An 18,811-nucleotide genomic window follows, 5' to 3' on the forward strand; every position below is an offset into this window, starting at 1 on the left:
GGAAGTTGCGACGCTCGCCATCGTTGCGACGGAAGTCACGACGATCGCCATCACGGTGGAAGTCACGACGCTCGACCGTCTCCACGGTGGAAGTTACGACGATCATCACGACGGAAGTCACGACGATCGCCATCACGGTGGAAGTTGCGACGCTCACCATCATCACGACGGAAGTCACGACGATCACCATCACGGCGATCATCACGACGGAAACCGCGGTGCTCTCCGTCGCGCTGATACCGCGGGTTGTCGTTGCCGCGACCGCCGCGGTAGCCACCGGAACGCTCGCCGTCACGGCCGAACTTACGAGGGCCGTTATGGAAGGAACGGCGCCCCTGGCCTTCACCTTCGCCATCGCGATGGAAGTCGCGGTCACGGCGGAATCCGCCGCCATTGCCCTTGCGATAGCCGCCCTTATGGTCGTCATTATGGAAGCCACCGGACCTGTGTCCGTAGGACTTGCCGCCGTTGCCGCGCGGCTTGAACCCCTTGCCGCTGTGGTTGCCCGGCCTTCCCGAGCCGTAGGATTTGTGGTTGCCGTAGGATTTGCCGCGATTTGCGCGCTGTTCTTCTGCCATTCTTAATCCTTAGGTATTCTCTGTGTCGTTTTGCTATATACGTTGGTGTTCAGGGCGATCAGACGTTTTCGACGGCGCCCAGCGCCTTCTTGCCACGGCGGATCAATGCGAAACGTCCATGCAGGAAGTCCGCTTCGCCAAGCGTCTGTTCCTGATCCTCCACACGCACGTTATTGAGGTATACGCCACCGGACTTGATGGTCTTGCGTGCCTCGGAGATCGACTTGAACAGACCAGCCCGCATGCCGGCCTCCGCCACTCGGTCGCCCGCTGCCGCCGGTGCGAAGCTCCTCCCGCCATTCTCGTCTTCGACCTTAAGCCCCTCGATTGCGGCTTCAAGCGTGGCCTCGTCAATGCCGGACAGGTCCGCGCCACGTCCGAACAACGCGCCCGCGGCATCAATGGCCTGACGGGTCGCGTCTTCGCCATGCACAAGGCTGGTGACCTCCCATGCCAAGGTGCGCTGCGCCTCACGTGCGCCCGGATTGGTCCTGCTTTCCTCGACCAGACGTTCGATCTCATGCTTTGGCAGGAACGTGAACGCCTTGAGCAGGCTTTCCATCTCCACATCGGGTCGGTTGAACCAGAACTGGTAGAACTTGTAGGGGCTGAGCATGGTGGCATCGAGCCACACGGCGTTGCCCTCGGACTTGCCGAACTTCTTGCCCTGGGCATCGGTGATGATCGGGCTGGTGAACACGTTCACATCCACGCCACGCACCTTATGAATCAGGTCAAGACCGGAGGTGAGATTGCCCCACTGATCGGAACCGCCGATTTCCAGCATGCAATGGTACTCGTCGAACAGGTGCAGGAAATCGTTGCCCTGCAGCACCTGATAGCTGAATTCGGTAAAGGAGATGCCCTCTTCGGAATTCAGTCGACGGGCCACGGTGTCCTTGGCAAGCATCGTGCCCAAGCGGAAGTTCTTGCCGACATCACGCAGGAAATCGATGACCGTCATGGAGGCGGTCCAATCATAGTTGGACACGAAACGCACCGGATTGTCGCCCTCGGTCTCCAGAATGCCGCCGATCTGCTTCTTGAGGCGTTCGGCCCAGCCGGCGACGACATCCTTCGGATTGAGCGTACGCTCACCGGACTGACGTGGATCGCCGATCAGACCGGTGGCGCCTCCGACCAGTGCGATCGGATGATGGCCGGCCGCCTGCAGGTGGCGCATGTTGATGAGCTGCACCAGGTTGCCGATATGCAGGGAGGCCGCGGTCGGATCGAAACCGCAATAATAGGAAATGGGCTCCCCGTTCAACGCTTCGGCGAGTCGATCCCGGTCGGTGGACTGGGAAATCAACCCGCGCCATTCCAGTTCATCGAGGACGGAATCGAAGCCGGCCTCCTTGAAATCGATGACGTGAGCCATGACTGTTATTTCTCCCTATCGAATTGTGGGTCACTACCGCGCTTTTGCGCACCCTACAGTCTCGCAGAAGACGACGACAGCCGGACGCGACGTTTTTCACCGATCATCCCGACGATTCCCCCTTGTCCCGCTACAGTTGATACCAGCCGATTATCGCCGAGAGAGAAGCCCGCCCATGAATCGTAAGGAAATGAAGATACAGGCCAAGCGTCAGCTACGCAGGCATTATTGGATGATTGTCGTGATCTGCCTGTTCGCCGCGTTTTTCGGAGTCGAATACTCCTCGTCGCTGTGGGGCATCAATCTCGACATCCCGTCCCTCGCCGCCACCCAGACCGGTGAGGGACGGACGCAGGCCTCTTCGAATCTGTCCGACGTGTTTCAGGATTTCCTGCTCGGCAGGGAGGACACCGCCCGTCAACGGGTCAAGCTCAATCAGGAGCAGATCGTCCGCAACGACACCAACGCCATGTTCGGCAGATCACGCGGCGTTTTCGCCTCCCTGCTCAACTCGTTCTCATCGGGTGCGGTCATCGTGTCCATCGCCGATGCAACGCGTTCCATCGCTCATAACGCCAGGGCCACGGTCATCGTACCGGTCATGGTTTCCATGGCCGTATACCTGTTCGTCTGGCTGTTCATCCAACAGACGTACCGTGTCGTCATGCGCCGCATGCTGCTTGAGGGACGCCTCTACGGCAGAATCCCCGCAAGCCGGTTCCTCTACCCATTGCATACACGGCAGTGGCCGCGCATGGCATGGACCATGTTCGTGAAGAACCTCTTTCTGTCATTATGGTCACTGACCATCATAGGCGGCATCATCAAACACTATTCGTATTTCCTGGTACCATACATAATCGCCGAAAACCCGACCATCGGCGCCGCCAAGGCCATCGGCCTGTCCCGTCGTATGATGAAGGGCCACAAATGGGAATGCTTCGTAGCGCAGCTGACGTTCCTGGGCTGGCATCTGCTCGACATCGTGACGGTCGGTCTCAGCGGCATCTTCTATTCCAACGGCTACCATGCGTCGTTCTTCACCGAATACTATGTGTATCTGCGCGCGCTCGCCAAACGGCATGGCGTCGAGGGATCCGAACTGCTATGCGATACCCGTCTGTTCGCCAAGGCCGATGCCGAGGAGATTCGGAAGGCCTACGCGGATGTGGCCGAAGCCGTCGATCAGATGCGCTCCACGATAGTCGCGGCGGACAGGCCGCGGGGTTTCACCGGCTTTCTTTCCCAGTGGCTGGGCATTCGCATCATGCACTCCAATCAGGTGGCGCGCTACGAGGAATATCGGGAGGATTCCCAACAGATCCGCATCGGTCAGGAGATTCTTGACGGCACTGTCTATCCGGGTCGTCTCGCGCCGGCACCGATGCCGTTCTCATTCCGCGAATCGCGCACCATCAGTGCCAACCGCAGCTATTCGCTGGTGAATCTGATCATGATGTTCTTCATCTTCTGCTTCGTTGGCTGGGTGTGGGAGGTGAGCCTTGCCTTCATCACCGAAGGCACCTTTGTGAACCGTGGCACCCTGCATGGCCCATGGCTGCCGATCTACGGCACCGGCGGCACCATCATTCTGACGCTGCTCAAACGGCTACGCGACAAACCGGCGTTCGAATTCGCCGCCGCCGTGGTGCTGTGCGGTTGTCTGGAGTATTTCTCGTCATGGTATCTGGAGATGACGCACGACGGCCAGCGTTGGTGGGACTATACCGGCTACTTCCTTAATCTCAACGGCAGGATCTGTGCCGAAGGACTGCTTACATTCGGCCTCGGAGGCCTGGCGATCGTATATCTGCTGGCGCCTGCGCTTGATAACCTGCTCAGCCGAATCGATGCGAAGAAACTTGGCGTCGTCGCCGTGGCGCTGTTGGCCGTCTACTGCATGGACCAGGCGTATTCGGCGAAACATCCGAACATCGGCGCAGGCATCACCGATTACCAGGATTCCTCAACGGCGCAGGTCTCGTGATCGTTGCACGGACGGGTTGACTCACTTACGCCGACGCAGCATCTCACGCACGGTTTCCATGATTTTGCTGTATTTTGTGGATTCCGTCGATTTCATGTGCGGGAATGCGCTGATCATGCGCCGCTGTTGCCTGTTGAGCATGGACATGGCGCTGCTTTGCATTTTGGAGATGATCTCCTGCGACGATTCCGACCATCCACGTACTGTATCGACGAAGGCGTCCCTGCCCCACTGCCAGGAATCGCCGGCCTTCTCCGCATAGCCTTGGATGACGTCGCCGAATGCGGACAGGTTCTCGCCAAGGTCGACGATGCCCATCACGGTGACGGCGGTGTCGATGATGATCAGGATGGCGAATATCGAACACAGCCAGTGCACGATGGGAAGCGGGATCATCGTCGTCCAAACGTTGACCTGCGGCTGGATGACGTCGACGATGGCCACGCCGGCGACGCCGAACACCAGTGCCCCCAGCAGACAGATACGGCCCTGCAGGTTGAAACGATAGTCGCCATAATCCCACCATCGTGCGTGGAACATCTTCTCCATGGCCCAGGAGGTGGCGTACTCGAGCATGCTCGCCCCGATTGCGGAGATCAGGAAAATCGCAATCGGATTATGCAGGTTATGCAGCAACGCGATCGCCAGCGCCGCACCGGCTCCATAGATCGGGCACAGCGGGCCGTTAAGGAAGCCGCGATTCACCAAGCGGCGTTCCATGACGGACACCAGAACCGATTCGTAGATCCAGCCGATGAAGCTGTACAGCACGAACCAGAGGAAAAGGTATTCCAGCGCCAGCATGTGAAGGTCATTCCCCACGATCCGGTTTTCCGGATTTCGGTTTGCTGAATCGATCCATGGAGAAGGTTTCCCTGGTGGCGCTGATTTTGTCGGCCATGGTGACCAGATAGCCCTCGATGTATCGTGGCGGCCTCGGGGTCAGGGGGAACATGTGGTTCGCAATGCTGTCGCGTTCGATATGATTGAGCCGGAAGTCGCGGACGGCATTGCGTACGGCGGTGTTGCCGTGGGTGAAGCCGTGCAGACGATGCTCCCCGTTGTCCCAGTCGTGCCAATCGTAGAGGAAGTAGTCATGCAGCAGGGCGGCCCGGATGAGCGAATGCAGATCGACCTTGCGCCACAGGTGCAGCCGGTCCGCCATCCATACGGCGAGGCAGGCCACGCGCACGGAATGCGCGAACGTGGTCACCACGCCGTGCTGATAGCAGCTCTTTTCGATCTGCATATGCTCATGCTCGAAGATTTCCCGGCCGTGCTTGTGGACCAGCCGTTGAATCTGTATGCGGGTCAGCATTATTTCAGTAGGGATTCCGGGGTCTTGTAGGCGGTGCCGTCGCTGACGGAGTTGGCGAAGGCACGCAGGGATTCCACCGCGGTCTTGGCTGCGACGATCTGTTCGCGAACACGTAGCGGAGACGTGCCGCCCTTGCCGTTGCGGGCGGAGACGGAGCCCTCGGTGGACAGCACTTCACGCACCTGCGGCGCCTTGTCGGCCGGCAGGAAGTCCCGGAACACCTCAATGAAGTCCTCGTCGGTCAGATCCCACAGCTCCTGGCCGCGTTCCTCGGCGATTTTCACGCAGGCGCCGGAAAGCTCATGCGCATGGCGGAACGGCACACCGTTCTTGACCAACCATTCGGCGATGTCGGTGGCGAGGGCGAAGCCGGTCGGGGCTTCAGCCTCCAGGCGTTCCTTATTGAAGGTCATGGTGCCGACCATGCCGGTGAAGGCCGGTAGCAGCACTTCAAGGGTGTCGACCTGGTCGAACACGGCTTCCTTGTCTTCCTGCAGATCACGGGCATAGGCGGTCGGCAGACCCTTCAGGGTGGCCAGCAGACCGGTCAAGTCGCCGATGAGTCGGCCGGACTTGCCGCGAGCGAGTTCGGCGATGTCGGGATTCTTCTTCTGCGGCATGATCGAAGAGCCGGTGGAGTAGGCATCGTCAAGATGCACGAAGGCGAATTCTTGGGTGTTCCAGATGATGATCTCTTCGGACAGTCGACTGATGTCGACGCCGGTCATGGCCGCGATGAATGCGAATTCGGCGACGAGATCACGGCTGGCGGTGCCGTCGATGGAGTTGGCGGTCACCTTGGAGAAGCCGAGCTCACGGGCCACCGCGACCGGTTCGAGACCAAGGGTGTTACCGGCAAGGGCGCCGGAGCCGTATGGGCTGGCATCGATGCGCCTGTCCCAATCGGCAAGGCGTTCGACATCGCGCAACAGCGGCCATACATGGGCCATGAGCTGATGGGCCAGCAGCACCGGCTGGGCGTGCTGCATGTGGGTGCGCCCCGGCATGACGGTGCGTCCAGCCTTTTCGGACTGTTCGATCAGTGTCGCGGCGAGTCCGAGCAGCATTTTGGCGATGATACGGCTGTGACGGCGCAGCCACATGCGGATCAGGGCGGCGATCTGGTCGTTGCGGGAACGGCCGGCACGCAGTTTGCCGCCGAGCTCGTCGCCGGCGATCTCCAACAGACCACGTTCCAGCGCGGTGGCCTCGTCCTCGTCATCTTCGATCGGAGCGAAGGCACCGGAGTCGACACGGCGCTGCAGCTCGTCAAGGGAATCCTCCATGCGCTGCAGCTCGTCGGCGGTCAGCAGGCCTGCCCGTCCAAGGGCACGGGCGTGGGCACGCGACCCTGCGATGTCGTCGTCGGCCAGGCGCCAATCGAACTGGGTGGATTTGCTCAGTCGGGCCAGTTCCGGGGAGGGGCCGGATTTGAAACGACCACCCCATAATGCAAGATGCTCAGTATTGTTTTCAGTCATAGATACATACCTTACACATAAGGCTCCCGCCGGTAGGAGCTGTCGGTCGAATCCGACTGAGGATGGTTCGCCTTCCAAGACGTTCGGCCATCCTCAACCACACTGTGCGCATGGCAGCTTCCGCCTGCTGGAGCCTGAAATCCGAATCACTCGACGGTGTTGTCCGGAACCTCGATGCCGTTGCCGAACCTGACGTCGCGTGCAGCGGCCACACGGCTCGGCAGGCCGTAGATATCGATGAAGCCGTTGGAGGACTTCTGATCGAAGCTGTCGCCGGAATCGTAAGTAGCCAGATTATAGTCGTACAGCGAGGTGTCGGAACGACGACCGGTCACCACCGCACGACCACCGTGAAGAATCATGCGAATCTCTCCGGAAACGTACTTCTGGGTATCTTCGATGAAGGCGTTCAGGGACTGCGTCGCCGGAGAGAACCACTGCGCATCATAGACCAGTTCGCCCCAACGCTTGTCGATATCACGCTTGATGCGGTGCTGCTCACGTTCGAGGCAGCAGTTTTCGAGCTCCTGATGGGCGGTGATGAGGGCCACGGCACCCGGAGCCTCGTACAGTTCGCGGGACTTGATGCCGACCAGACGGTCCTCGATCAGATCGATTCGGCCGATGCCCTGCGCGCCCGCACGGCGGTTCATCTCTTCGATGGCCTGCAGCGGGGTCACATCATGGCCGTCGATCTTGACCGGCACACCCTGCTTGAATTCGATGACGACCTCGTCCTCGACCGGAGGGAACGCCGGATCGTCGGTGTAGGAGTAGCAGTCCTTGGTCGGCCCATTCCACGGATCCTCGAGGAAACCTGTCTCGATGGCACGGCCCCACACGTTCTGATCGATGGAGAACGGGCTCTTTTCGGTCTGCACGATGGGCAACTGGTGTTCCTTGGCGAAAGCGATCTCGACATCACGGGTCAGCGACAGGTCGCGAATCGGGCTGATGGCCTTCAGAGTCGGGTCGATGGAGGCGATGGACACCTCGAAACGCACCTGATCGTTACCCTTGCCGGTGCAGCCGTGAGAGATCGTGTCGGCACCGAACTGATGGGCGGCGCGCACGAGATGCTTGGAGATAAGCGGACGGGAGATGGCGGAGACCAGAGGATACACGCCCTCGTACATGGCATTGGCCTTCAGGGCCTTCATGCAATATTCGTTGGCGAATTCGTCACGGGCGTCGACCACGTAGGCTTCGACGGCGCCACAGGCCAGAGCACGCTGCTTGATGGTCTCGAGGCTTTCGCCGCCCTGGCCGACATCGAGGGATACGGCCACGACATCCTTGCCGGTGCGTTCCTTCAGGTACGAAATGGCGACGGAGGTGTCCAGACCACCGGAGTACGCCAGGACGAGACGATTCTGATCGCTCATGGTTTCCCTTTCTCACAACAGATGTTATTCAGTAGTATATGCATTGCTCCGTATATTTATGCATATATGGTGCGTCGTGTCCACTATATGGTTGTTCACCCTTTCGACACGACGTCAAGCAGCCATTGCGCACGTTGCTTCGCGCTGGGATCATCAGCGCAGATCACCATGACGGTATCATCGCCGGCAATGGTGCCGAGCACCCCTTCTATCGGCTGCCTGTCGATGACGCTGGCCACATATTGCGCCGCCCCGGAGGGAGTGTGCACCACGACGAGATTGCGTGCAGCCGCCACCGAAGTGACCAGACCGGACAGCACCCGGCTAATCTGTTGCTCGGCTTTGGCGTCCGGACTTGTCGCAGGGCCTTCATCCGGCTGCTGCACGCCGATGGCATAAGCGACGGTTCCGTCGGCGAGTCTGGTTTTCGTGGCATGAATCTCGTCAAGATCCCGGCTCAGCGTCGCCTGGGTCACTGCAATCCCCTGATCCGCGAGAATGCCCGACAGTTGGGATTGCGAAGTGACGATGCGCGTAAGCAGCGCCTGCTCGATGGCGCTCAGTCGAGCGGCACGGGTGGCGGGGCGCTGCAACGCAGGAGTGTGGTCGGTCATCAGACCAACAGGCTTTCATCGCCGCGGGCCTTGCCTGCCAGCCAAGTCAGCAGCGCCTTCTGGGCGTGCAGACGGTTTCCGGCCTCATCCCAGACCACGGACTGTGGACCGTCGATGATTTCGGCGGTGACTTCCTTGCCGCGGTAGGCCGGCAGGCAGTGTTGGAAAATCGCATCCGGCTTGGCAAGGGCCATGAGGTCGGCATTCACCTGATAGTCCCAGAAAGGCTTGGAACGAATGGCGTATTCGGCCTCCTCCCCCATGGAAACCCAGGTATCGGTGAACACGCAGTCGGCGCCGGCCACGGCCTCCTTCGGATCGGTGGTCACGAGGATGGAACCGCCGGTTTCGGAGGCGATGGCCTGTGCGTCAGCCACGATCCGCGGATCAGGAAGGTATCCGTTCGGACCGGCCACACGTACGTTCATGCCCGCCACGGCGCCACCAAGCAGATAGGAGTTCGACATGTTGTTGGCCGCATCACCCAGATAGGCGATGGTCTGGTTCTTCAGGTTGTCGACTCCGCCACGATGTTCGGCGATGGTCTGGAAATCCGCGAGAATCTGGCATGGATGGAATTCATCGGTCAAGGCGTTGACCACCGGATGGGTGGAGTATCTGGCCATTTCCTCGACACGGTCCTGGCCAAAGGTACGCCAGACCACACCGTAGGCCATGCGGTCCAGCACGCGTGCGGTGTCGGCGACGGGCTCGCCACGGCCCAGCTGCGAACCGGACTTGTCGATGACCAGCGGATAGCCGCCGAGTTCGGCGACACCGATGGAGAAGCTGGAACGGGTACGCGTGCTGGGTTTGTCGAACAACACGGCGATGCCCTGCGGTCCGGCAAACGGCTGATGATGGAAACGGTTCTTATGGAACTTGATGGCCAGTTCCAGCACCTGCTTCTGTTCTTCGTGGTTCAGGTCGTCGTCACGCAGCATGTGACGCAGCTCGGGAGTTGCCATGCGCTGGCTCCTTTCAAGTATTAGTCGTTGGGCAGATCGGCGGGAATTCCGGCGAGTACGGATACGGCCTGATCGACGTCCTGTTCGGTGACGATCAGCGGCGGGGCGAGGCGCAGTGCGCTCGGGGTCACGGCGTTCACGATGAGGCCATGTTCCAAGGCCCAGTTCATGGCGGCATGCGCGCACGGGTGCGATAGTTCCACCGCGTCGAGCAGGCCACGGCCACGCACCGACACGAATAGCGGATTGCCGCAGGATGCGATGCCGTTGCGCAGCTGTTCGCCTCGTGCCTCGGCGTTTGCCACCAGATGCTCCTGCTCGATGACGCTCAACGTAGCCAGGGCCGCGGAAGCGCCCAACGGGTTGCCTGCGAATGTGGAGCCGTGCGAACCCGGGGTGAACAGCGCCGAAAGCTTGGATCCGAAGGCGATCATGCCGCCCATGGGGAAACCGCCGCCCACACCCTTGGCGAAGGTGACGATATCCGGGGTGATGCCGCCGGAAAGGTCCTTGCGTTGGAAGGCGAACCAGGAGCCGGTGCGGCCGATGCCGGTCTGCACCTCATCGATGATGAGCAGGGCGCCATGTTCGTCACACAGTTGACGGGCCCTCTTCACATAATCGGCCCCGACCGGACGCACACCGGCCTCGCCTTGGATGAGTTCCATGATGACCGCCGCGACCGGTCCCTTCCCATGGTGCCCCTGCCCGGTTTCGGCGAAGGCGTCCTGCAACGCGCATGCGTCGCCGGCTTCAACGAATTCGATATTCGGGACAAGCGGCTCGAAGGGGTTGCGAATGGCTGGCTTCCATGTTGCGGAAAGCGCGCCCAGAGTACGGCCATGGAAACCATGCGTCAACGCGAGGATGCGTGCCGGCTTACCTCCGATCGACGGCAGCGCACCCGGCAGGGTACGTCCATGGAGTTTGGCGAGCTTCAATGCCGCCTCATTGCCTTCCGCACCTGAATTGCCGAAGTACACGTGGGAGCCATCCGGGGCCCCGGCCAGTTCGACGAGCCTGGCCGCGAGTCTGATCTGTGGTTCGGTGGCGAAATAGTTGCTCACATGCGCGGCCCTGGCCGCCTGCTCGCTGACGGCCTTGACCCACTTCGGGTGGGCGTAGCCAAGGGAGTTCACGGCGATACCCGCCAGAAAATCGAGGTATTCGTTACCGTCGACGTCCCAGATATGGGCGCCTTCTCCATGATCCATTACGCGTAGCGGGGTGCCGAACACGTTCATGTGCACCTGGGAGTACTCCCCCAGCCACTTCGCATCTTCGCTTCCCATCGTTTCCAGTTGTTCAGTTGCCATAGGAGCTCCTCATTTCGACGCCGTCCTCGGGAACGACCATGGTTCCGATACCGGCGGTGGTGAAAATCTCATTCAATATGGAGTGCGGCTTACGGCCATCGATGATGTGGGCGCGTGGAACACCACCATCGAGTGCCCGCACGCAGGCCTCCATCTTCGGACGCATGCCGCTTTCCAGATCGGGCAGCATGTCGCGCAGATTCTCCACGCCAATGCGACCGATCAGGGAATCACGATCCGGCCAGTCGGCATACAGGCCGTCAACGTCGGTCAATATCACCAGCTTACTGGCACCCAGCGCCGCCGCCAAAGCGGCGGCTGCGGAATCGGCGTTCACGTTCAGCACTTCGGTGGCGTCATCCTCATTCGGGGCCACCGAGGAGACCACGGGAATGCGGCCGGCGTTGATCAGATCCTCCACGGCGGAGGCGTCAACGCTCACCACATCGCCGACCAGACCGATATCGGTGGGTTCGCCGTCGATCATGGGCTTGCGTTGCATGGCGGAGAACAGAGCGCCGTCCTCGCCCGACAGGCCAACCGCGAACGGCCCATGCGCGTTGATCAGACCGACAAGGTCACGGGAGACCTTGCCCGTCAGCACCATACGCACCACGTCCATGGCCTCCGGAGTGGTGACACGCAGGCCGCCCTTGAACTCCGATTTGATGCCCAAGGCCTTGAGCATCTGGGATATCTGCGGACCGCCGCCGTGCACTACGATCGGATGCAGGCCCACCTGGCGCAGAAACACCATATCTTCGGCAAAGCATTGCTTGAGATGGTCATCGATCATCGCGTTGCCGCCATACTTGATGACTATGCGTTGTCCGGCGAATTCCTCAAGCCATGGTAGCGCTTCGATCAGCACTTCGGCCTTCTGGTCGGCGCGCAGGTCGGTATGCACATCGAAATGGAAACCGGGTCCCTTAAGTTCTGTCGTCATTACCTGTGTTCAGCTTTCATAGTCTGCATTGATATGCACATATTCGTGGGTCAGATCATCGGTCCAGACGGTCGCTTCGGCGTCTCCCGCGTTGAGGTCGATATCGATATGCACCTCACGCGGCGTCATGTCGACCTCGGACCGGTCACGCCCGGCCCCACCGTTCTCGCAGATGCGCACGCCATTGACATCCACCGTGACCTTTTCGGCTTCGAACGGTGCGTCTTCCGGCGAAACCGTGCCCAAAGAGCTCAGGATTCGGCCCCAATTCGGATCGTTGCCCGCGATGGCGCACTTGAGCAGATTGGACGCGGCAACCGCCCGACCGCAGGCCAGTGCGGCGTCCTCGGTGGTGGCTCCGGTGACCGCGATACGGATATCATGGCTTGCGCCTTCACCGTCACCGACGATCTGTCGTGCCAGCGATGCGGTGGCTTCGGCCACAAGTTCGTTGAACTCGTCCGGATCCGGCTCCACTCCGGAGGCGCCGGAAGCCAACAGCAGCACGGTGTCATTGGTGGACATGCAGCCATCCACGTCGATGCGGTTGAACGACATCTCCACGCCTGCGTTCAGCGCGGCCTGAAGTTGGCCCGCGCTCACCACGGCATCGGTGGTGATGACGCATAGCATCGTGGCCAGTTGCGGGGCGATCATGCCCGATCCCTTGACCATGCCGCCGACACGGAAACCAGTGGAGCCTTCCAGTTCAACGGTTTTCGGCTTGGTGTCGGTGGTCATGATGGCATGGGAGGCATCCGCTCCGGCTTCGGCACCATCGGACAGTGCGTCGAATGCTGCCTGCGCGCCGGCAAGCACATGGTCGAGCGGCAACAGTTCGCCGATAAGACCGGTGGAGCATACCGCGATATCGTTTGCGGATGCGCCCAGCAGTCCGGCGATTTTTTCGGCGGTGGCTCGGGACTGTTCATAGCCAGGCTTGCCGGTGCAGGCATTGGCACCGCCGGAATTCAGGATCACGGCCTTGACATGGCCGTCGGAGACGACTGCACGAGACCATTGCACCGGCGCCGCGCAGAAACGGTTCGTGGTGAACACGGCGGCCGCCGCATCCAGCGGACCGTTGTTGACCACCAGCGCCAGATCCTTCTTGCCTTCGACTGCGGAGATGCCCGCGGCCACACCGGCTGCGGAGAATCCTTGTGCGAACGTTACACTCATGGTGCCACTCCAATCTTCGTAAGTCCTGCGTCTTCAGGAAGTCCCAATGCCACATTCAACGATTGCACGGCCTGTCCGGCGGTGCCCCGGTTGAGGTTGTCGATGGCCGCGAACGCCAGCAGGCGGCTGGCCTTATGGTCGACGACCACCTGCATGTGGGCAGCGTTCGAGCCGATGATGTTGGCGGTGGCCGGCATCACGCCTTCCGGCAGCATCACCATGAAATCCTGCCCTGCATAGGCGTCGAGCCATGCCTGTCGAATTTCGGCATCGCTCATGCCCAGAGCCTTATCGGTAAGCTTGGCGGAGACGGATGCGAGGATGCCCCGCGCCATCGGCGCCAGAATGGGCGTGAATCCAAGTGTGAATTCATCGGCGGCGTCGGCTTCCCTACCGGCCGCATGAGCAAGGTTCTGCAGAATCTCGGGAATATGCCGATGCGTGCCGCCCACGGAATATGGCAGAGCCGATCCGAACGCCTCGGCAGCCAGCAGGTTGGCGCGTTTCAGGTTTTTGCCGGCGCCGGAGTAGCCGACCACCAGATCGGCCACGATGTCTTTCGGTTCGATCAGGCCTTGTGCCACGCCCGGCTGCAGAGCCAATGTGGTGGCGGTCACGTTGCAGCCCGGTCCCGCGATGCGCTTGGAACCCGGGAGGGCTTCCCTCTGCCGAATATACAAACCATCGGCCGTGGTACCGGTGATGAGTTCCGGCATGCCGTAGGTCCAATGCTCATAAAAGTCGCCGCCGTAGAATTCATCCCATGCCGACCGCTCCTCGAGTCGATGGTCGGCGCCCAGATCCACCACCACGGCATCCGGATCAAGCTCGGAGCCCAGCGCCCCGGAAGCGCCATGCGGCAGTGCGAGAATAATCACGTCATGCCCGTTAAGCACCTCAGGGGTGGTGTCCTCCACCACCAGGTCAGCCAGCTGCGGGATATGCGGCATGTGCTTGCCGAGCCTGTCTCCCACCGAGGAATGGCCTGCGACGCATGTCACCTCGAAATTCGGATGGGCGGCAAGTATACGGAGCGCCTCACCCCCCGCATATCCGGTCGCACCAGCCACGGCTACCGTATATTTGGCCATGTCACGTCTCTTTTCCTTGACTCACTGAAACACCCTCAGCATACACTTTATGCAGTACATTGCATAATTATGCATTCAGAACGTGTCGGATAGTGGTCATCGCGATGTGCCGACGCGCACGGCACGGCGGCAATCAGGCGGAAAGCGAATCAGATCCGGATGACCCCGACCCGCCGCCGAGCATACGCTGCAATAGCTGGTCATAGAGTTCGGTGGAGGAGATGCCGTGCATTGCCATCCAAATCACGCCGATGGTGTAGAGTACGTTGATCACCAGCGCGGCCACTCCCAGCCAGAATCCTTTCATATGAAAGGTTTTGGTACGCCACATGGCCACGGCGCCCATCAAGGCGGGCACCACCGGCACCGGCAGAAGAATGGTGAACACCAGCGAAAGAATCGCATAGGAATCCCAATGCCCATATAGTGGGTTCTGATTGGGGTCGTTCAGATCGATGTTGCCCCGCATCCGCGGCTGGCGACCGTTCGGCTGCTGCTGACCGTACTGGTTTTGCGGACCGGCATTCCAGCCGTAGGGATTGTTCTGATACGGATGCTGATTCTGGTATGGGTTGCCCGGCTGTCCGCTGTACTGCTGGGGCTGCTGCGCCCCGGCATTCTGCCGGCTGGAATCCTGAGTCTCGTTTTCCGGTGCACCATAGACATACGGATTGTATCCGGAAGGATACTGGTTGGCCATCGCGCCATATTCAGGTTGGGCATACCGTCCGTATTGAGGCGCATTCGAGCCTTCGGAAGATGACGAGGCCGGGGCGGCACCGGCCGTCTCCTGATGCTCATCGGGATTGTTCGACTGGTACTGCTCCGGTTCGTTCATCATCGTCCTCTTATCTATCGTTGTTCGAAACGTCAGGCACGCAACCGCGCGCCCAGCTTGGCCGCTTCGTCAACAATACGCTTACGAATCGCCTCGCTGTCTTCGGAAGTCAGTGTCTTATCCGGAGCGCGGAATGTGACGGCATAGGCCAAGGACTTCACACCTTCGCCCAGCTGGTCGCCGGTGTACACGTCAAACAGCTTGATGTCCTCCAGGCTATCGCCTGCGGCCTCGACGATGGCCTGCTGCAGTGCAGCTGCGGCGACATCGGTCGGCACGGTGAAGGCCAGATCCTGCTTGACCGGCGGGAAGGTGGAAATCGGCTTGGCCTGCACCGGCTTGCCGCTCAAGGTGGCGAACAGCGCGGTCAGGTCGAGTTCGAAGGCGGCGGAGTGCGCGGGCAGATCCAACGCCTCGTTCACATGCGGATGCAGCTCGCCGACCATGCCGATGAAAACATCACCGGCCATTACACGGGCGGCACGGCCCGGATGCCACTGCGCCGGAACATCCTCGGCCTTCGGCTGGTCCAGCGTGAGGCCCGCTCCGATGCGATCGGAAATACGGTGCACGGCCTCAACGGCATCGCTCCAGTCCACGGCGCGACGTTCGCCCATCCAGCCGGTGTCGACGGCATCGCCGGTCAGAATACCCGCGACATGCATCGGCTGATCCGGCAGGCCGGCGTCAAGTGCCTCCAGCTGCTCGTCGGTCGGACGCACCGCGCCAGGCAGCGCGGGGATGGCCGGGGCGTTCGGATCCCACAGGTACACGTGGCCGATTTCATACAGCGACACATTCTCCACACCACGACGCAGGTTGCGCTGTACGGTCTGGGCCAGGGTCGGAATGATGGTGCGGCGCAGGAACGGCCGATCCCCGGCGAGCGGGTTGGCGATCTCGACGCTGATCTTCTTGATCTCGTCCTTGTCGTAGGCGAAGTACTTGTAGTCCTCGTCTCCGACAAATGGATAGCTCAACGTTTCGACCATGCCATATTCCGCGAGCTCATCAGCGACCTGACGCTTACGCAGCTGTTCGGCGGTCAGGCCGACCTTGCCCTCGACGGGAGCCGGCGGCACAGTGACTGGGATTTCGTCGTAGCCGACCAGACGGGCCACTTCCTCGACCAGATCGCACGGCTCGTTGAGGTCCGGACGCCAGCTCGGCGGGGTCACGGAGAATTCACCGTTGCCGCCACCCGCGACGGAGCAACCGATGTCGGTCAGGATGCCGCTGATGGTGTTCACATCGGTGTCAAGTCCGGCCACACGGGCCACTTCGGTGGCCTTGAAATGGATGGTGCGCGCACAGCCGACGGTGTTCACGTCGGTGGGGTGTTCGCTCGGCTCTCCACTGCCGTATCTGACCATGAGTTCGGCGGCCATCTGTGCGGCGGCCGGCTGCAGCTGGTCATCCACACCGCGTTCAAAACGACGGGAGGCCTCGGACGGGATCTTGTGGCGGCGCGCGGAACGTGCGATCGACACCTGATCGAAATGTGCAGACTCAAGCAGGATGTTCTTGGTCTCGGCGGTCACCTCGCCATACAGGCCACCCATTACACCCGCAATGCCGAGGATGCGTGAGCCGCGTTCGCCGTTCGGCGAATCGGTGATGAGCAGGTCCTCAACGTTCAGGTCGTGCTTCTTGCCATCCAATGTGGTCAGGGTCTCGCCTTCGGCGGCGCGACGCACCACGATCGGGCCTTCGATCTTGTCGAGATCGTAGGCATGCATCGGCTGGCCGAGGTCGAGCATCACATAATTGGTGACGTCCACGGCCAAGGAGATGGAGCGCATGCCGGCGCGGGTCAGACGGCGACGCATCCAATTCGGAGTGTGGCTTGCCGGATCGAAGCCATGCACCGCACGGGCGTAGTAACGGTCGCAGCCGACCACGCCATGGATCGGATTGTTGTCTTCGACAATCACTTCGATATCCGTCTTCGTGCCCTCCGGCAGGCCTTGGGTGACCGGCGCCTTCTCATTCAGCGCGACGGCCGGATCGGTGTAGGTCGCGCCGGTGGAGTGATGGTATTCGCGGGCCACGCCACGATAGGAGAACGCATAGCCGCGGTCAGGGGTGATGTTGATCTCCAGCAACGGTTCGTCGAGATGCAGCAGGTGCATGGCATCGTCACCCGGCTTGAGCTTTTCGTATTCCTCCGGAGTGAAGCCATACTTACGCAGCAGGATGATGCCGTCGTGGTTGTCGCCCAGGCCAAGCTCACGCTCGGAGGCGCACATGCCGTTGGAGATGTGTCCGTAGGTCTTGCGGGGTTCGATCTTGAAGTCGCCCGGCAGCACCGCGCCCGGCAGGGTCACGACGACCTTCTCGCCTGCGGCCATGTTCGGCGCGCCGCAGATGATGCCACGCGGCACCTTGTTGCCGTTCTCGTCGGTCTCGTTGTATTCATCGCCGACGTCAACATGGCACCAATTGATGACCTTGCCGTTCTTCTGCGGCTCCGGCGTGGCATCGACCACGTAGCCGACCACGATCGGTCCGATGAGCTGGGAGGTGTGGATCTCCTCCTCTTCGAGACCGACCTTCACCAGATCCTTGGCAAGCTGTTCGTAAGTAAGGCCTTCCGGAACCTCGACATGGTCCTTGAGCCAATCAATGTCAACCATTGGCATGGGTCAATCACTCCCCCATCACAAACTGTTCGCTGAATCGCACGTCGCCTTCGACCAGGTCGTGCATGTCGTTGATGTCATGGCGCAGCAGCAGCGTGCGCTCCACGCCGACGCCGAAGGCGAAGCCCGTATAGACTTCCGGGTCAAGTCCGGCGGACTTGAGCACGTTCGGGTTGACCATGCCGCAGCCGCCCCATTCGAGCCATCCCGCACCGCCCTTCTTGTCGGGGAACCACAGGTCAAGCTCGGCGCTCGGCTCGGTGAACGGGAAATAGCTCGGGCGCAGACGGGTTTTGGCCTCCGGGCCGAACATGGCCACGGCGAGCTTGTCGAGCACGCCCTTCAGGTCGGCCATGGTCAGGTGCTTGTCGACGGCGAGGGCCTCGACCTGATGGAACACCGGGGTGTGGGTGGCGTCAAGTTCGTCCGTGCGGAACACACGGCCCGGGCAGGCGATGTACAACGGCACGCCGCGGGTCAGCAGGCCTCGCACCTGGTCGGAGGACGTCTGGGTGCGCAGCACCATGTTGGAGCCGACGAAGCCGGCGGCGTCCTTGGCCTGATTGCCCTTGACGTAGAAGGTGTCCTGCATCTGGCGCGCGGGGTGATCCGGTCCGAAATTCAGGGCATCGAAGTCATACCATTCGGTCTCCACTTCCGGACCGTCGGAAATCTGCCAACCCATGGAGACGAAGAAGTCCTCGACATCCTCCATCAGCTTCGGCAGCGGGTGGCGCGCACCCAGCGGCTTGCGATTGACCGGCAGGGTCATGTCCACGGTTTCGGCGGCCAGCGCACGGGCCTCTTCCTCGGCCTTGACCTGCTGTTCCTTGACACCGTACGCGCGACCGAAATCGGCACGCAGCCTACCCATGATCTGGCCGGCTTCCTTCTTCTGATCCTTCGGCAACGCACCGATGGCCTTGCTGGCCTGCGTCATCGCGGATTCCGCGCCGGCGTACTGCGTCTTGATGGCTTTCAATTCCTCCATGCTGGAGGCGTTTTCGATTTTCGCGATGCCCTCGGCAACCGCATCGGTTACCGCTTGGGCGTCGAATACCGCACCTTCTGCCACGAGATACCT

The 18,811-nt window shown here is 61.0% G+C and carries 16 protein-coding genes; 1 reads left to right on the forward strand and 15 read right to left on the reverse strand.

Going from position 1 to position 18,811, the window contains the following annotated elements; translation table 11 throughout:
- Window positions 1-62: 62 nt before the first annotated feature.
- A complete protein-coding gene (locus tag BMOU_RS10755; RefSeq protein WP_412093554.1) occupies window positions 63-578 on the reverse strand; it encodes a hypothetical protein in 516 nt (171 codons plus the stop codon).
- Between the two features lie 58 nt (window positions 579-636).
- Window positions 637-1,959 (reverse strand): tyrosine--tRNA ligase, encoded by a 1,323-nt coding sequence (gene tyrS, locus BMOU_RS00010; RefSeq protein ID WP_034873597.1) that lies wholly within the window; start codon window positions 1,957-1,959, stop codon window positions 637-639.
- 175 nt (window positions 1,960-2,134) lie between these two features.
- On the opposite strand from tyrS, the gene BMOU_RS00015 reads away from it, so the two are divergent.
- Window positions 2,135-3,946: a DUF975 family protein gene (locus BMOU_RS00015; protein ID WP_034873599.1), complete on the forward strand. Its 1,812-nt coding sequence runs from the start codon at window positions 2,135-2,137 to the stop codon at window positions 3,944-3,946.
- A 21-nt stretch (window positions 3,947-3,967) separates the two neighbouring features.
- Here BMOU_RS00015 and BMOU_RS00020 read toward each other — a convergent pair whose 3' ends face one another.
- The 13 genes from BMOU_RS00020 to pheS form a co-directional block, all read right to left on the reverse strand.
- A complete protein-coding gene (locus tag BMOU_RS00020) occupies window positions 3,968-4,750 on the reverse strand; it encodes a putative ABC transporter permease (protein WP_034873601.1) in 783 nt (260 codons plus the stop codon).
- Between the two features lie 7 nt (window positions 4,751-4,757).
- On the reverse strand, window positions 4,758-5,264 hold the full coding sequence (locus tag BMOU_RS00025; protein WP_034873603.1) for an HD domain-containing protein: 507 nt from the start codon (window positions 5,262-5,264) through the stop codon (window positions 4,758-4,760).
- Window positions 5,264-6,745, reverse strand: coding sequence for an argininosuccinate lyase (gene argH, locus BMOU_RS00030; RefSeq protein ID WP_034873605.1), 1,482 nt, complete (start codon window positions 6,743-6,745; stop codon window positions 5,264-5,266). Before argH ends, BMOU_RS00025 begins: the two co-directional genes overlap by 1 nt.
- A gap of 146 nt (window positions 6,746-6,891) precedes the next feature.
- Window positions 6,892-8,130: an argininosuccinate synthase gene (locus BMOU_RS00035; protein ID WP_034873607.1), complete on the reverse strand. Its 1,239-nt coding sequence runs from the start codon at window positions 8,128-8,130 to the stop codon at window positions 6,892-6,894.
- A 95-nt stretch (window positions 8,131-8,225) separates the two neighbouring features.
- Window positions 8,226-8,744, reverse strand: a complete 519-nt coding sequence (locus tag BMOU_RS00040; RefSeq protein ID WP_034873609.1) for an arginine repressor — start codon at window positions 8,742-8,744, stop codon at window positions 8,226-8,228.
- Window positions 8,744-9,712, reverse strand: coding sequence for an ornithine carbamoyltransferase (gene argF, locus BMOU_RS00045; protein WP_034873611.1), 969 nt, complete (start codon window positions 9,710-9,712; stop codon window positions 8,744-8,746). The genes BMOU_RS00040 and argF overlap by 1 nt, the downstream gene beginning before the upstream one ends.
- Before the next feature lie 20 nt (window positions 9,713-9,732).
- Window positions 9,733-11,028, reverse strand: a complete 1,296-nt coding sequence (locus BMOU_RS00050) for an acetylornithine transaminase (RefSeq protein WP_034873613.1) — start codon at window positions 11,026-11,028, stop codon at window positions 9,733-9,735.
- Entirely contained in the window at window positions 11,018-11,974 is a 957-nt protein-coding gene (gene argB / locus BMOU_RS00055; protein WP_034873615.1) for an acetylglutamate kinase, read from the reverse strand. The genes BMOU_RS00050 and argB overlap by 11 nt, the downstream gene beginning before the upstream one ends.
- A 9-nt stretch (window positions 11,975-11,983) precedes the next feature.
- On the reverse strand, window positions 11,984-13,156 hold the full coding sequence (gene argJ, locus BMOU_RS00060) for a bifunctional glutamate N-acetyltransferase/amino-acid acetyltransferase ArgJ (protein WP_034873618.1): 1,173 nt from the start codon (window positions 13,154-13,156) through the stop codon (window positions 11,984-11,986).
- On the reverse strand, window positions 13,153-14,247 hold the full coding sequence (gene argC, locus BMOU_RS00065; protein WP_034873620.1) for an N-acetyl-gamma-glutamyl-phosphate reductase: 1,095 nt from the start codon (window positions 14,245-14,247) through the stop codon (window positions 13,153-13,155). Before argC ends, argJ begins: the two co-directional genes overlap by 4 nt.
- A 133-nt stretch (window positions 14,248-14,380) precedes the next feature.
- Complete coding sequence (locus BMOU_RS00070; RefSeq protein WP_034873623.1) at window positions 14,381-15,085, reverse strand: hypothetical protein; 705 nt, start codon at window positions 15,083-15,085, stop codon at window positions 14,381-14,383.
- A 32-nt stretch (window positions 15,086-15,117) separates the two neighbouring features.
- Window positions 15,118-17,727: a phenylalanine--tRNA ligase subunit beta gene (pheT, locus tag BMOU_RS00075; protein WP_137648311.1), complete on the reverse strand. Its 2,610-nt coding sequence runs from the start codon at window positions 17,725-17,727 to the stop codon at window positions 15,118-15,120.
- A 7-nt stretch (window positions 17,728-17,734) separates the two neighbouring features.
- Entirely contained in the window at window positions 17,735-18,802 is a 1,068-nt protein-coding gene (gene pheS / locus BMOU_RS00080; RefSeq protein ID WP_034873627.1) for a phenylalanine--tRNA ligase subunit alpha, read from the reverse strand.
- Between the last annotated feature and the right edge of the window lie 9 nt (window positions 18,803-18,811).

Origin of the sequence: Bifidobacterium moukalabense DSM 27321, assembly GCF_000522505.1 — a bacterium.
GTDB classification, from domain to species: Bacteria; Actinomycetota; Actinomycetes; order Actinomycetales; family Bifidobacteriaceae; genus Bifidobacterium; species Bifidobacterium moukalabense.

Coding starts and splice junctions, on each gene's coding strand:
- BMOU_RS10755 (WP_412093554.1), bottom strand. CDS start 578: ATGGCAGAAGAACAGCGCGCAAATCGCGGCAAATCCTACGGCAACCAC.
- tyrS (WP_034873597.1), bottom strand. CDS start 1,959: ATGGCTCACGTCATCGATTTCAAGGAGGCCGGCTTCGATTCCGTCCTC.
- BMOU_RS00015 (WP_034873599.1), top strand. CDS start 2,135: ATGAATCGTAAGGAAATGAAGATACAGGCCAAGCGTCAGCTACGCAGG.
- BMOU_RS00020 (WP_034873601.1), bottom strand. CDS start 4,750: ATGCTGGCGCTGGAATACCTTTTCCTCTGGTTCGTGCTGTACAGCTTC.
- BMOU_RS00025 (WP_034873603.1), bottom strand. CDS start 5,264: ATGCTGACCCGCATACAGATTCAACGGCTGGTCCACAAGCACGGCCGG.
- argH (WP_034873605.1), bottom strand. CDS start 6,745: ATGACTGAAAACAATACTGAGCATCTTGCATTATGGGGTGGTCGTTTC.
- BMOU_RS00035 (WP_034873607.1), bottom strand. CDS start 8,130: ATGAGCGATCAGAATCGTCTCGTCCTGGCGTACTCCGGTGGTCTGGAC.
- BMOU_RS00040 (WP_034873609.1), bottom strand. CDS start 8,744: ATGACCGACCACACTCCTGCGTTGCAGCGCCCCGCCACCCGTGCCGCT.
- argF (WP_034873611.1), bottom strand. CDS start 9,712: ATGGCAACTCCCGAGCTGCGTCACATGCTGCGTGACGACGACCTGAAC.
- BMOU_RS00050 (WP_034873613.1), bottom strand. CDS start 11,028: ATGGCAACTGAACAACTGGAAACGATGGGAAGCGAAGATGCGAAGTGG.
- argB (WP_034873615.1), bottom strand. CDS start 11,974: ATGACGACAGAACTTAAGGGACCCGGTTTCCATTTCGATGTGCATACC.
- argJ (WP_034873618.1), bottom strand. CDS start 13,156: ATGAGTGTAACGTTCGCACAAGGATTCTCCGCAGCCGGTGTGGCCGCG.
- argC (WP_034873620.1), bottom strand. CDS start 14,247: ATGGCCAAATATACGGTAGCCGTGGCTGGTGCGACCGGATATGCGGGG.
- BMOU_RS00070 (WP_034873623.1), bottom strand. CDS start 15,085: ATGAACGAACCGGAGCAGTACCAGTCGAACAATCCCGATGAGCATCAG.
- pheT (WP_137648311.1), bottom strand. CDS start 17,727: ATGCCAATGGTTGACATTGATTGGCTCAAGGACCATGTCGAGGTTCCG.